Here is a 13461-nt window from a genome sequence, read left to right on the forward strand (position 1 = left end):
GCTTCCTGTTGTCCTGAAGACTCAGCCCCGCGTCACTGTCCGGCGGTCGAGAGCCCGGCGGCCGACCCGGCGAGCCAGGTCTTCCAGCTCTCGTTCCAGTCGGTGTACCCGTTGCCGTTGTGCACCTGGTCGGGCTCGCCGTTGATGGTGACCGGGTCGCCGACGTTGATGAAGTTGTAGAACCACGTCGCGTCGGCCGGCTTCAAGTGCACGCAGCCGTGCGAGGTGTTGTCCGTGCCGATCGAGTTGTCCCACTCCGCCTGGTGGATGTAGGTCCCCGACGGCGTCAGGTGCACGTCGTTGTAGACCTTGAGGTCGTAGTAGTTGCCGACCCCCGGGGTGCAGCTGAAGCCGGGGACCGAGCAGGACTTCATCTCGATCAGCGGCTGCTTGTCGAGCACCACCATCGTGCCGCCCCACGTGCTGTAGCCGGACATGCCGGTGTCCGTGGGGATCTCCTTGATGTCCTTGCCGTCCTGGTAGACGTGCATGGTGTAGTTCTTCGTGTCCACGATGGCGCGCTGGTCGCGGCCGATGGTGAAGCCGAAGCTCTTGGTGAACGAGCCGTACGTTATGTCACCGGCCTTGACGCCGTTCAGGTTCATCGCGACCTGGACCTTGGTGCCCGAGGCCCAGAAGCTCTGCGGACGCCAGTCGACCTGGGTGGCGGTGATCCAGCTCCACGCGCCGTCGACGTGCGGCGTGGTGGTGACCACCATCGCCTTCTCGACGTTCGCGCGGTCCTTCTCGTTCGGCGGGTTGGTGAAGGTCACCGACACCGGCTGCCCGACGCCGACCGTCTCCCCGTCGTTCGGGAAATAGCTGTCCAGACCGAGCCGCTTCTGCGGGGTCAGCGTCGTGAACTTCGCCGAGATGTCCTTCTCGGTACCGGTGGAGTCCAGCGCCTTTCCGGTCACCGTGTAGCTGCTGGAGATCGCCAGCGTGCCGGTGGAGGCCCAGGAGGAGCCGTCGGCGGCCAGCGTGCCGGCCACCTTGTCCCCCTTGGCGTCCTGCGCCGACACCGACTCGATCTTCCCCCCGGCGGCACTGATCTGGATGCCCTGCGCCGGGTCGACGTTCGTGGCACCGTCGGCCGGCTTGGCGCTGAGCACCAGCGGCGTCGCCGGCGCGGACGGCGTGGTGGCCGTCGCGCTGGTGCCGCCGGCCGCGCCGGGCGCGGAACCGCCGTGGGCGACCGGGTTCATCGCCGACGGCTTGGAACCCGACGAACTGCCGCAGCCGGCCGCCAACAGCGTCGCCGCGGCGGCGACCGCGGTCAGCTGGGCGGCGCGGCGCCATGCGGGCCGGACGGTGACGCGCCGGACGTCGCCGGCGACGCCGGCCGACCCACCCCGGCCGTGCTGACGTGCCACAAGCCCCTCCTTGAATGAGCAAAAATCCGTAGCCAGTGAAGCGTTCGATGGCTTATGAGTACGTCGCGTGACAAGTCCGGCACAGCGTGTGGCGGGCCGGACTCGGCAGGATTCCGTACACCCACCTAGACGTCAAGGCCTGCCCTGAGGTTGCTGGCGAAACCCGCAGAGAGCCTCATCGTGACAGTTCCGGTACAAACATGCGAGGTTCACCGGCCCTGAGCTCGATATACAGTCCTTGGCACCGCGCGGTTGGCGGGTATTTGTCTGTTGTCCGACACCGGTTCCCCCGTGCACTCTCAGGCCATTGATAGATGCCCGTTCGGACGTTTCCAAGCATCGATCGGCGCCACCCACCGGTGATGTCCCAGCCCGGGGTCTCGCGGTAAGGCCCGATCTGACGGACTCTCAAAATTCTTCGCCGCTTGTGCTGGACAGCCCCCCGTGAGAGCGCTTTCATAATGCATGCGCGCGCAATGGTATAGACCTCGCGGACGCGGGATGACCGGCTGTGTGAGTCGCGGATCCGGGTTCCGACGCCGCGGGCTTTCGTGGTGCGTCAACTCAGGAGAGACCCCATGACACCATCCCCACCGCAAGCCCCCCGCTCCGCCCGCAAACGCTTCCGGCGCCTGGCCGCCCTGGCCGCACCGCTGGCCGTCGCCCTCGTCGCCTGGGCCGCCGTGCCCGGCGGCGCGGTCCAGGCCTCGGCGCCCCCACCGCCGTCGGGCTGGAGCCAGGTGTTCCTCGACGACTTCGGCGGTGCGGCCGGCAGCGGCATCGACGGACAGTGGATGTACGACACCGGACCGGGTTCCAGTTTCGGCACCGGTGAGATCGAGACCATGACCAACTCGACCGCCAACGTCCACCTGGACGGCAACGGCAACCTCGACATCACCGCACAGGGCAGCGGGAGCAACTGGACCTCCGGCCGCGTGCAGACCACCTCGGCCAACGTCGGCGCGCCGGCCGGCGGCAAGCTGATGGTGACCGCCTCGATCCAGCAGCCCAGCGGCGGTCTGGGCTACTGGCCCGCGTTCTGGATGCTGGGGCCGGGCCAGTGGCCGGAGAACGGCGAGATCGACATCATGGAGGACGTCAACGCCCTGTCCGAGGTCGCCGGCACCATCCACTGCGGCACCGACCCGGGCGGGCCGTGCAACGAGGGCAACGGCATCGGCAGCGGCCTGCAGGCCTGCGGCGGCTGCCAGTCCGGCTTCCACACCTACACCATGGTGCTGGACCGCACGAACACCTCGAACGAGTCCATCACCTTCTACCTCGACGGGAACCAGTACTTCTCGGTCAGCGAGGGCCAGGTCGGCACCGCCACCTGGCAGCAGGCCTACGACCACAACCTGTCGATCATCCTCGACCTGGCGATGGGCGGCGCCTTCCCGAACGGTGTGTGCGGCTGCACCACACCGACCGGCGCCACCTCCTCCGGCGGCACGATGCAGGTCGACTACGTCGCGGCCTACACCACCTCCGGCGGCGGCGGCACGCCCCCGCCGCCGCCCGGCAGCGGCCCGATCTACTCCGGCGTCGGCTCCAACATCTGCCTGGACGACCAGAACTCGAGCACCGCGGACTACAACCCGGTACAGATCTACGGCTGCAACGGCTCAGTTGCACAGCAGTGGTCCGTGGTACAGGCCGGCAGTACTCTGCATGTCCTGGGCAAGTGCCTGGACGTCGACGCCGCCGGCACCGCCGACGGGACCAAGGTGGACCTGTACGACTGCAACGGCACCGGGTCGCAGGTCTTCATTCCACAGTCCAACGGATCGCTCCTGAACCCACAGTCCAACAAGTGCTTGGACGTGCCCGGGGCGACCACTACGTGGAGCACGCAGGTTCAGATCTATGACTGCAACGGCACCAACGCCCAGAAATGGACGCTTCCGTAATCTGATCGGTTAGACCGCGCGACCCCGGACACCTCGGTGTTCCGGGGTCGCGTGCTAGTAGACGGGGTAGCACATGATCAAGCGCAGAACACTCACTGTCGTCGCCGCCGTGTGCGCTGCGGGGTTGTCGGCGGCTTCTGGGTCGTCGGCTTCGGCAGTGTCGGCGTCATCGGGGGTGCCGTCGGGGTCGGACTCGGCGCCGGCGTCGGACTCGACCTCGGTGCCGGGAACCGACCTGAACGCCGGGGCCAATTCGTGGACCACCGCGGTCGGCGACAACGGGGACGTCACCGGCGCGCACAGCGTCAGCGGCCAGATCCACGGCTTCGTGTGGCACGGCGGGACACTCGTGGACCTGCCGCCGGGAGCCAACCAGGACTACAGCATCGCCAACGCGGTGAACGCCGGCGGTGACGTGGTCGGGACCGGGGGGAACTACGGGTTCGGATACGTGCACGCCTACGAGTGGAAGGGCGGCAGTCCGAACGGCACCGACTTCGGCGCCCTGTACGGCAACAGCTTCGCGAACGCCGTCAACACCGCCGGGGAGATCGCCGGACAGTCGCAGACTTCTTTGAGCGTCACCGTCGGGGCGCTGCTGAACAGCGGGGTGCCGACCGTGCTCCCGGACCTCGGCGGCAGCTACACGGCCCCGATGTATCTGAACGATGCGGGCACGGCGGCCGGCTACAGCCTGACCCCGTCCGGGGACCAGCACGCGGTGGTGTGGATCGGCGGAAAGCTCACCGACCTCGGGATCGGGACGGCCGCCGGGCTGAACGCGCAGGGGCAGGTGCTGGTCGCGAGCGCACAGGGCAAGGGCACTCCGTTCCTGTGGACGAACGGGGTCGAGACGACGTTCGGCACCGGGGTGCAGACGGTGACCGGCCTCAACAACGCGGGGCAGGTAGTCGGGACGTTCCTGCCGGCCGGGTCCACGACCGCGCACGGGTTCGTGTGGCAGAACGGGCAGCTCACCGACCTCGGGGCGGCGTTCTTCCCGACGGCGGTGAACAACGTCGGGCAGGTGCTCGGCAACACCGCGGCGGATTCCTATGGGCTCGGGGTGGTCTGGTACCAGGGTCAGGTCACGACGCTGGCGCCGACCAGCGGGCAGTACAGCGAGCCGGAGCAGTTGAACGACAACGGGTTGGTGGCCGGGATCGTGCAGGGGACGCAGGATGCCACGGTCTGGCAGCTGCCCGCGGTTTCGGGCGCGGCGCTTCAGAAGCGCGGCGGCTGAGCACGGTGGTTTGATTCGGACTCGCGCTTTGGTGCGGGCCCGATCAGGATCTGGGCCCGGATCAGGATGGGCCCGGATCAGGACTCGGGCGGCGTCGGGTGGACGGCCCGGCTGACGATCGCCGCCGGCTCGTAGGCGAACAGCCCCCACACCGCCGCGACCGTCGGGTGCGCCGGATCGGCTTGGTAGGACAGCCAGCACGCCCAGCGTCCCCGGTGCGTGAACCAGCACTGGATGTGGCCGGGAAACCAGCGCCCGCCGACCCGCACCCAGATCGCGTTCTGCCGCGGCTCCACGCGGCGTGCGTCCCGCGGCGGACGCGGCAGCCGGCGGGCATCCCGCCAAGGCCCCGCCGCACCCCCTCCCCCACTCAACTCGGGTAGACGCGCAGCCGACCGACGCCGTCGGCCTCCACCCGCAATCGCACCCGCCCGAGCGCATGCTGGATCCGGGCAGCGGTCTCCGGGCCGGCCAGGCCTTCGACGACGACCACCGACCGGCGCCCGTCGATGTGGACGGCGGCCGGGAAGCCACCGAGACGGTCGACCTCGGAGGCCACGGCACGAGCTAAGGGGATGAGGGGTTCCACGCCTCCGGATCCTACTCGAACATATTTTCGCATCAAGGGGCGGGGCCGGGAGAGCTGGAATCCGTATCCGTGTGACTGGACTCGATAGTCGGCACCTGGACCCGGTCGTCGGCAGGGGTGAAGTGTGAGCGGCCACGGGTGCGTCGGTGCCGAGTAGGTTGGCCGACCGGTGCCGACCATGGAATCACTGACCGCAAGGAGACCCAGGTCGAGACCGTGACCAGGCTGTCCCGTCTCAGTAGGCCTGGCCCCGGTGTCAGGTGATCTGGTCCGATGTGCTCGTCGCGTCGGATGATCTGGTTCGTCGGTCGGCCGTGCTTCTCGACCCGCTTCCTGCTGGCCGGGCATCTGGTGACAGGCGGGGGCCTCGTTTCGGTTACGCGGAGAAGCTCGCCGCGGAGGCGAACGCTGTCAGCTCCCGTGCGATGTCGGGGCCTGCGGGGATGTAGATGACTTCGGTGACGCCTGAATCAGCGGCTTGAGTGAATCGGTCCCGTATCGAGGCGGCGTTGCCGGTCCAACCGATGTCCAGCAGTGTCGGCCCGGCGGCGGTGGCGACGTCTCGGTCACGGTCTACGAGGCGGACGATGTGGCCCTCGTGAACGATGGTGTGCCTGCGCTCTGTGGGCTGTTCCTGTTCCACCTGCTCGCGCCATTTCGTGCCCCCGGGAAGGCGGTCGACCGCGGTTGGGGAGTGCTGCCAGGCGGCGTGCACCACCATTGCGGTGTAGCCGGGTCCGGCGGCCTCGAGGACTCGGGGGTGGGTGTGGTCCTCGCCGGGGTCGAGCACGGTGCCGAATCGCAGCAGTGCCGAGTCGGGCCAGTCGCCGTGCTCCGTCGGGGTGCTGGTCCAGATGACTCCGGGGACGGCGAGCTCTCTGGCTGTCGCAATGCCTTTCGGGCCGGACACGGCGAGCCATAGCGGGACTTTGATCGGGCGTCGCGCGCCGAGTTCGGGGAGCTGCATCATCCGGCATGCTCGGCCGTCGATGTCGACGGTCTGTCCGTCCAGCAGCGCGCGGACTTGGCGGTAGTAGGCAGCGGTTTGCGCCCAGGTGGAGGCTTTGCGTCCGAGGGTGTTCAGTGCGGAGTAGCCGGTGCCGAGCCCCATGATGAGGCGGCCGGGCGCCAGCTCTTCGACGGATGCGATCGCCGAGGCGGTGACCATCGGGTGGCGCAGGCCTGGGACTGTCACGCCGGCACCGATGCCGATGTGTTCGGTGCCGGTGGCGATGCGGCCCATCGCCACCCATAGGTCTCCGTACAGGGCGGGAGCATCGGTCAGCCAGACGCGGCGGTAGCCGAGCTGTTCGGCGAGCCGGGCCTGGGCGACGACATCTGCGGTCGGTGCCAGAGCGCAGGAGAGGGCGGGTCGGTCGGTCACGTCGTTGCTCCGGTGGCCGCCGCCTGCCACAGGGCTATGGTCGCGCCGCCCGGGTCCTGGATGACGGCGACGGAGCCGGCGGGCAGATCTGTGCGCGGCCGTATCAGTGTCGCGCCGAGGTCGATGGCGCGTGAGAGGGCATCGTCCAGATTGTCGACCGGGGCGTAGGGGACCCACTGTGGTGCTCGTCGGTCGTCCGCGGTCAGCGTGGTGAAGCCGCCCCACGGCTGGTCGGCGTCGCCGAACAGTGGCACTGCCGCCCCGCCGGCGGAGAGCTCGTTCACCGTCCAGTCGAACATCCGGGTGTAGAAGTCGCGCGAGGTTTCGATGTCGGCGGTTCGCAGGTCCATGAAGACGAAAGGCGGTGTCACGGTGCGTGGCTCCGTTCGCGGGTCCGTAGCGTGTCGGGCGTCGAGATTTTCAGGACGTCCGTCCTGAAAACTTAGGACGAGTGTCCTGACTATGCAAGCCGAACCGTTAGTCTGGTGGTCGTGACCGCATCCGAGCCCGAGCCGCTCTCGCCCAAGCACGCCGCCAAGAGGCGGCAGATCATCGAGGCGGCCCAGCGGATCCTGGCTCGCGACGGTCTGGCGGCGTGCACCGCCCGCGCGGTGGCCGACGAGAGCCCGCTGACCAAGAGCGCGATCCACTACTACTTCCAGGACATGGACGAGATCGTCGACGCGGCGATGGCCGCGCACCTGGCCGCGTTTCTGAGCCTGGTCCGAGCCGCCGCGGACCGCTATGCCGATCCCTCCGAGCGTTTCTGGGCCGCGGTGCGCACCTATCTTGAGATCTTCACCCACCAGCCGGGCACGGCACGGCTGTGGTTCGCCTACTGGGTAGACGCCGGCGAACGGTCCCGGACCGGTCCCATCGACAGCATGCATCACGCGGCCACCGAGCTGCTGGCTTCACTCCTGACTGACATCCCGATCGCGCACGCGGCCCCCCGCGCCCACGCCTTACTGTCCTACCTGCTGGGAACCGTTGTTCAACAGGCGATTCGGCCCCTTCCGTTCACGGCCCTCGCATCAGAGATCGCCGAGCTGTGCGGACCCGAACTCGTGATGCCGACGACGTAGACAGCGAAAGCCGTCCTCTTGCTATCTCAACCCACTTGGTCGCCGCGGCTCAGGGCCATAGCCATGGGAAAGATCATTTGAGACGGGACACAGGCGCCGCCTGTCGAGTCACGTCACACCGGGTTGAAGCGGACTTCAACCCTGGTTCCACCCCCGGGTTGAAGTAGTGCGGGGCGCATCGGCGGATGCTCTTAGACGTGACAACGACCGACTAGTCGACAACGGCTACCGCCCGGGCGCCCACGTCTGAGCGGCGGAACAGCCCACAGCTCGTCTTGCTCGACGCCCCACCCGCACATGTTCAGCACGGAGGTCCCCCATGTCCGCATCGCACCACACGCCGCGTGCCCTCACCACCCTGCCTCGGCTGGCCGTGGCCGTCGCCACGGTGGCCCTCGGAGCGGTCGCCTGTTCGTCCGGCGGCGGGTCCGCGACCAGCGCTCCGATCAGTAAGCCGGGCAGCAAGCCGAGCACGCAGGCCACGGCGACGACCGCTACCCCGGCGGCGTCGACCATCGTCCCGAACACCGCCCTGAGCGGGCCGGGCGCGTTCCTCGGGCCGGTGCGTCTGATCCCGGTCGGCGGTATCAAGATGGGCTACCGCCAGTTCGGCTCCGGCCCCGAACTCATCATGGTCATGGGCGACACCGGCACCATGAGCGACTGGACAGTCAACCTGCTGAGCCAGCTCGGCCAGCACTACCACGTCACGATCTTCGACAACCGCGGCGTCGGCTACACCACCGACGACACCTCGGTCCCCGACACCATCGCGCTCATGGCGGACGACACCGCCGGTCTGATCAAAGCGCTGGGTCTGCGGCACCCAGCGCTGCTCGGCTGGTCGATGGGCGGCGAGATCGGCCTGACCGTCGCCGCGCTCCACCCGGGTGCGATCAGCGCGCTCGTGAGCACCGGCGGCGACCTCGGCGGCAGCCAGGCCGTCAACACGCCGCCCGCCGTGGCCGAGGAGCTCAACAGCCCCAAGACCACGGGGCCGCAGATGATGGACCTGCTCTTCCCCGCCGACGCCACCGCCGCGCGGACCGCGTACATCCAGCAACTCGGTCTGATCCCGCCGGAGAAGGTCAGCGACGAGACGCTGCTGCGTCAATACCAGGCCGGACAGGCGTACGGGTCCTTCGAGGGCACCTGGGACAAGCTGCCCGACAGCACCATCCCGATGCTGATCACCAACGGCTCCCTCGACAAGATCACCCCGCCCGGAAACGCGAGCATCATCGCCGCGCGGGCCAAGCACGCCAAGCTGGTCATGTTCCCCGACGCCGGCCACGCGATGCTCGTCCAGGACTCCGGCCGGTTCATCTCCCTGGTGACTCAGTTCACCAAGGCGTCAGGCATCGAATAACGGACTACCCCGCGAACCGGTAGAGCTTCGAGTCGCGCACGGCGAAGCCGAGCCGTTCGTAGAGCCGGTTGGCCGCGGCGCGGGACGCGCGGGAGGTCAGGTCGAGGGAGCGGGCGCCGGCCTCCTGCGCGCGCCGGATCGCGTCGTTCGTCAGGGCGGCGCCGACGCCGAGGCCGCGGGCCGACTCGTCCACGACCACGTCCTCGATCCAGGCGCGCAGGCCGGTGGGGGTGGGGAAGGTGACCAGGGTGAGGGTGCCGACGATGGCGGTGTCGTGGCGGGCGAGCAGGGTGGTCAGCCCGGGCCAGTCGGCCAGTTGGCTGAGGGCGTCCGCGTCCAGCGGGGTGGCGCTGGTCGACAGTTGCGGAAGGAGGCGGGCGAACGCCTCGACAATCTCGGCGGTGGGGGTCTGCAGGACCTCGATCTCGACGGACATATCCGGATCCTAGGTCGCGACCAGGGCCGGGAGGCATTCGACGCAGTGCCGGTCGTCGCCGGTTATGTTGTGCGGATGCCCACTTCCGCAGAGATCCCAGGCCCGGCCGCGCTTGAAGCCCGTTTGACGGCGGTGCACGGGATGCCCGTGGCCGTCGAGCGGTGGGATCGGATCGAGCCGTGGGCGATCGCGCGGGCGCGGGTCTCAGGGGGCGGGGACAGTTTGGGCGGTGCTGATCTGACGGTGATCGTGAAGTGGGTGCGGGCCGGCGTGGGCCGGGCCCGCACCGAGCGTTGGCGACTGGGTACCGAGGCGGCCGCGTTGCGGTTCCTGTCTGACGATCTGGGACTCGCGATCACGCCGCGGGTGCTCGCCGAGGATGCGGACGCCGGTTTCCTCGTGCTGGAGGACCTCGCGCCCCGCGTCGCGCTCGATCTGCTCATCTGCCGCGATGGTGCGGCGGCACATCACGAGCGGCTGGCCGTCTTCGCACGCACGTTGGGCGAGTTGGGCGCCGGTACTGCCGGGCGCGAGGAGTTGTATCGCGTGCGACGTAGCGCAGTCAGTTCAGTAAGTTCGCCGGGCACGGGCGTGCAGGATCGCTGCGCCGGGCTGTGGAAACGTGGGCACGATGCCGCTGCGGCTCTGGAAACGCCGATCGGCGGGTCGGCCGCGTCCGAACTGACGGCTGGGCTCGCCGAACTGAGCGAGCCCGGGGCGTTCCACGCGCTGAGCAACGGGGATGCGGAGTCCAACAACATCCTGATTCACCCGTCGGGCCCCGGCCCCGCCGACGCCCGGTTGATCGACTTCGAAGCCGCGGGCTACGGCCACGCGCTGCTCGACGCGGTGTGCCTCCACGTGCCCGGGCCGCGCTGGATGTCCGTCGGGGACCCGGTCGCCAACGGTCTCGCCGACCACTACCGGCACGCGTTGGCCCGGGGAGTGCCTGAGGCGCGGGACGATCGGCGATACGGATTCGGGTTGGCGGCGGCTTGCGCGTCGTGGGCGCTGCTCCGGCTGCAACGGTTCGCCATGCTCGACGCACGTCCGCCGGGCGATGACAGCCGGCTCCAACTCGTGGAGACGCTGGAGGCGACCGCCCGCACCGCCGAAGCCCACGCTGCGCTGCCCCACCTCGCCGGCTGGTTCCGGCGCGCGGCCGAGGCTCTGCGCCGTCGCTGGCCCGACACGGACCTGGACCTGACTGATCCGGTCAAGTTCCCGCCCTACTCGCCGCGCCGTTGATCGCGCGCACCTCGGCGCAGGCGGGAGACTGAGGCAATGAGCCTCAACCTGTTCGCGGGAGTCGCCGTCGACGACTTCCGAACGTCACTGGCCTGGTATCAGAAGCTGCTCGGCGCCGAGCCTTCCTTCTTCCCCCACGAGACCGAGGCGGTGTGGCAGTTGGACGAGGGCCGCCTGCTCTACATCGTCCAGCGGCCCGAGAACGCCGGCCATGCCCTGCAGACGCTCATCGTCGAGGACTTGGACGCCGTGTTGTCCGGTACCGCAGAGCGCGGGGTGGAGCCGGCGAAGCAGGAGACGTATCCGAACGGCGTCCGCAAGGTCACGTATGTGGACCCGGACGGCAGCGAGATCGCGTTCGGGCAGGTGCCGCGGTGAAGCAGAGTGCCGGAATCCTGATGTACCAGGTCGAGGACGGGAAGTTGCGGGTGCTGCTGGTGCATCCCGGCGGGCCGCTGTTCACGAAGCGCGACGCGGGCTGGTGGTCGATCCCGAAGGGCGAGTACACCGGCGACGAGGTCGCGGTGGCGGCGGCCGTACGCGAGTTGCGCGAGGAGACCGGGGCCGAGGTCGAGGCCTCGGGGCTGGTGGAACTCGGGTCGGTACGGCAGAAGAGCGGGAAGGTGGTCACGGCGTGGGCCGCGGAGGCGGACTTCGATGTGACGACGCTGGTGAGCAACCTGTTCGAGCTCGAATGGCCGCCGCGGTCCGGAGTGATTCGCGAGTACCCGGAGGTGGACCGCGGTGAGTGGTTCGGGCCGGAGGCGGCACGGGAGAAGATCAACAGTGCGCAGGCGGCGTTCATCGATCGGTTGGAGGCTTTGCTCGCGGAGCGGGAGGGGTAGCGCGGGGACGGCGCTCTAGCGGCGAGGTCGGGGGCGGGGCTGCCACTGCCGCTGCCGCATCAGCTAGTCCCAACGGATCGGCAGGTGCTTGAGCCCGTTCTGGAAGTTGGAGGTCAGGCGGACCGGGTCGCCGGCCGGCCGGACGTGCGGCATCCGAGTGAGGACCTGGCCGAGCATCGCGCGCATCTGGGTCTTGGCCAGGTGCGCGCCGAGGCAGTAGTGCGGGCCGAAGCCGAAGCTGACGTAGTCGTTCGGGCTGCGCGTGATGTCGAAGCGGTCGGGGTCGGGGAAGACTGTCTCGTCCCGGTTCGCCGAGGCGTGGTAGACGACGACCTTGTCACCCGCGCGGAGGTCTCGTCCGCCGAGGGTGACGTCGCGGGTGGCGGTGCGGCGGAACTGCATGACCGGCGGCCAGTAGCGGAGCAGTTCGTCGACGGCCGGGCCGAGCAGCGTCTCGGGGTCGCGGCGGAGGGTTCCGAGCTGGTCGGGGTGCTGGAGGAGGGTCAGCAGGGCGCCGGGGATGCCGTTGCGGAGGGTTTCGTTTCCGGCGACGGCGAAGAGGAAGAACATGTTCTCGAACTCGGCGTCGGTCAGGCCTTCGGCGAGGAGGCGGCCGACGATGCCGGTGTCGCGATCGGCGGCGGCGCTGTTGTCGGTGGCGGCGCTGCTGTCAGTGGCGGCGAGGTCGGTAGTGGCTGCGAGGCCGGTAGCCGCTGCGGCGAGGCCGTGTGCGTACGCGTACATGTCGGCCAGACCGACCCGCGACCGCGGATTGAGCGGGCGGCCGTCGGGGCGGGTCATCGACGCGGGACGTTCGGCGAGCGCCGCGCGGCCGAGCGGGCTCAGCGCCGCGGCGTCGGCAGTGCTCAGGCCGGCGTAGTCCGCGTCCTGATATCCGATCACCCGGTTGGCCCAGTCGTAGAGCAGCCGGCGGTCCCGGTCCGGGACGCCCATGATGCGGGCCAGGGTCCATACCGGGAGGTCGGCGGCGACCTCTACGAAGTCGGCGTGGCCGGCGGGCAGGACGGCGTCCACGAGCGTCCGGGCCCGGTCGGCGATGGTCTCCTCCAGCCGGCGGATCGCGCGCGGGGTGAAGGCGGCCGCCACGATGCGCCGGAGCCGGGACTGCGCCGGCGGGTCCTGGTTCAGCATCATCGCGCGGACGAAGTCCAGGTCGCTGGAGGTCTCCGGGTCGCGGATCTGGGTGCCGCCGAGGTGGGAGGAGAAGGTGTCGGGGTCGCGCAGCACGCGCTTGACGTCGGCGTGGGCGAACACACCCCAGTAGCCGGACCCCGCCGGCCACGCCCCGACCGCCGGCTCCTCGATCCAGCAGACCGGCGTGGTGCGGCGCAGTTCGGCGAAGCGGTCGTAGGGGACGGCTTGGGCGTAGGTCGCGGGGTGGAAGATCTCGGCCGTCACGGTTCCAGCGTGCCGCAATAGGGCGGCGGGGCGGAAGAGCGCCAGGAGCCGGCGGGGTGGAAGAGCCCAGATGTCGGCGAGTACAGGGCCCAGGTCACAGGGCCTTGACCCACCGGGACCACTCGGCCTGCGGCACGTAGCCGCCGGCGCGCCAGGCGCGGTGGGCGAGGTCGTTGTCATCCAGGACCATGGCGTCGGCGCGGGCGCCGCCGACGGCACGGAACCGGGCCTCGGCGGCGTCGACCAGCAGGCGGCCGATGCCGGCGCGGCGGCGGTCGGGGTGGACGGCGAGGCGGTAGAGGTGGCAGCGCCAGCCGTCCCACCCGGCGATCACCGTGCCGACCAGCTCGGCGGTGGCCGGATCGACGGCGAGGAGCAGTGCCTCGGGGTCGCGGGCCAGCAGGGCTTCGAGAAGGGCGGCGCTGTCGGCGGGGCGGTGCGCGTCCTCGGCGGCGAGGCGCCAGAAGGCGAGGACGGCGGGGAGGTCGGTGGCGATCGCGGGGCGGAGTTCGGGAGCCGGCATGGGGATGAGGCTAGGTGCGAGCTGGACGGTGACG

At 69.6% G+C, this 13461-nt stretch carries 15 protein-coding genes; 7 read left to right on the forward strand and 8 right to left on the reverse strand.

Annotated features, from left to right (window positions below; all coding sequences use genetic code 11):
• Positions 1–32: 32 nt before the first annotated feature.
• Positions 33–1373, reverse strand: coding sequence for a L,D-transpeptidase (locus KGQ19_RS28170; protein ID WP_212014212.1), 1341 nt, complete (start codon positions 1371–1373; stop codon positions 33–35).
• Positions 1374–1951: 578 nt separating this feature from the next.
• On the opposite strand from KGQ19_RS28170, the gene KGQ19_RS50075 reads away from it, so the two are divergent.
• Both KGQ19_RS50075 and KGQ19_RS28180 read left to right on the forward strand, forming a co-directional pair.
• A complete protein-coding gene (locus tag KGQ19_RS50075; protein WP_230419565.1) occupies positions 1952–3286 on the forward strand; it encodes a glycoside hydrolase family 16 protein in 1335 nt (444 codons plus the stop codon).
• 73 nt (positions 3287–3359) lie between these two features.
• On the forward strand, positions 3360–4529 hold the full coding sequence (locus tag KGQ19_RS28180) for a hypothetical protein (protein ID WP_212014214.1): 1170 nt from the start codon (positions 3360–3362) through the stop codon (positions 4527–4529).
• Between the two features lie 77 nt (positions 4530–4606).
• Here KGQ19_RS28180 and KGQ19_RS28185 read toward each other — a convergent pair whose 3' ends face one another.
• From KGQ19_RS28185 to KGQ19_RS28200, 4 genes are all read right to left on the reverse strand, one after another.
• The gene (locus tag KGQ19_RS28185; protein ID WP_212014216.1) at positions 4607–4825 is read right to left on the reverse strand and encodes a hypothetical protein; all 219 of its coding nucleotides are present in this window, start codon (positions 4823–4825) and stop codon (positions 4607–4609) included.
• A gap of 74 nt (positions 4826–4899) precedes the next feature.
• The gene (locus tag KGQ19_RS28190) at positions 4900–5118 is read right to left on the reverse strand and encodes a hypothetical protein (protein ID WP_212014218.1); all 219 of its coding nucleotides are present in this window, start codon (positions 5116–5118) and stop codon (positions 4900–4902) included.
• 376 nt (positions 5119–5494) lie between these two features.
• The gene (locus KGQ19_RS28195; RefSeq protein WP_212014220.1) at positions 5495–6502 is read right to left on the reverse strand and encodes an LLM class flavin-dependent oxidoreductase; all 1008 of its coding nucleotides are present in this window, start codon (positions 6500–6502) and stop codon (positions 5495–5497) included.
• A complete protein-coding gene (locus KGQ19_RS28200) occupies positions 6499–6873 on the reverse strand; it encodes a VOC family protein (protein ID WP_212014223.1) in 375 nt (124 codons plus the stop codon). The genes KGQ19_RS28195 and KGQ19_RS28200 overlap by 4 nt, the downstream gene beginning before the upstream one ends.
• 120 nt (positions 6874–6993) lie before the next feature.
• On the opposite strand from KGQ19_RS28200, the gene KGQ19_RS28205 reads away from it, so the two are divergent.
• Together KGQ19_RS28205 and KGQ19_RS28210 are read left to right on the forward strand one after the other, a co-directional pair.
• Positions 6994–7587: a TetR/AcrR family transcriptional regulator gene (locus KGQ19_RS28205; protein ID WP_212014225.1), complete on the forward strand. Its 594-nt coding sequence runs from the start codon at positions 6994–6996 to the stop codon at positions 7585–7587.
• A 319-nt stretch (positions 7588–7906) separates the two neighbouring features.
• On the forward strand, positions 7907–8956 hold the full coding sequence (locus tag KGQ19_RS28210; RefSeq protein WP_212014233.1) for an alpha/beta fold hydrolase: 1050 nt from the start codon (positions 7907–7909) through the stop codon (positions 8954–8956).
• A 4-nt stretch (positions 8957–8960) separates the two neighbouring features.
• Here KGQ19_RS28210 and KGQ19_RS28215 read toward each other — a convergent pair whose 3' ends face one another.
• On the reverse strand, positions 8961–9392 hold the full coding sequence (locus tag KGQ19_RS28215) for a GNAT family N-acetyltransferase (RefSeq protein ID WP_212014235.1): 432 nt from the start codon (positions 9390–9392) through the stop codon (positions 8961–8963).
• Between the two features lie 45 nt (positions 9393–9437).
• Between KGQ19_RS28215 and KGQ19_RS28220 the strand changes: the two genes are divergently transcribed.
• The 3 genes from KGQ19_RS28220 to KGQ19_RS28230 are packed head-to-tail and all read left to right on the forward strand — an operon-like array spanning position 9438 to position 11485.
• On the forward strand, positions 9438–10640 hold the full coding sequence (locus KGQ19_RS28220) for a phosphotransferase family protein (protein WP_307856534.1): 1203 nt from the start codon (positions 9438–9440) through the stop codon (positions 10638–10640).
• Positions 10641–10676: 36 nt separating this feature from the next.
• Positions 10677–11018, forward strand: a complete 342-nt coding sequence (locus KGQ19_RS28225) for a VOC family protein (RefSeq protein WP_212014236.1) — start codon at positions 10677–10679, stop codon at positions 11016–11018.
• Entirely contained in the window at positions 11015–11485 is a 471-nt protein-coding gene (locus tag KGQ19_RS28230; protein WP_212014238.1) for an NUDIX hydrolase, read from the forward strand. Before KGQ19_RS28225 ends, KGQ19_RS28230 begins: the two co-directional genes overlap by 4 nt.
• 63 nt (positions 11486–11548) lie before the next feature.
• Here the strand turns inward: KGQ19_RS28230 and KGQ19_RS52110 are convergent, their stop codons facing one another.
• Positions 11549–12904 carry a cytochrome P450 gene (locus tag KGQ19_RS52110; RefSeq protein ID WP_212014240.1) on the reverse strand — a complete coding sequence of 452 codons (1356 nt, stop codon included), beginning with the start codon at positions 12902–12904 and terminating at the stop codon, positions 11549–11551.
• Positions 12905–12998: 94 nt separating this feature from the next.
• Positions 12999–13427, reverse strand: a complete 429-nt coding sequence (locus KGQ19_RS28240; protein WP_212014242.1) for a GNAT family N-acetyltransferase — start codon at positions 13425–13427, stop codon at positions 12999–13001.
• Between the last annotated feature and the right edge of the window lie 34 nt (positions 13428–13461).

The organism is Catenulispora pinistramenti (genome assembly GCF_018274385.1).
GTDB classification, from domain to species: domain Bacteria; phylum Actinomycetota; class Actinomycetes; order Streptomycetales; family Catenulisporaceae; genus Catenulispora; species Catenulispora pinistramenti.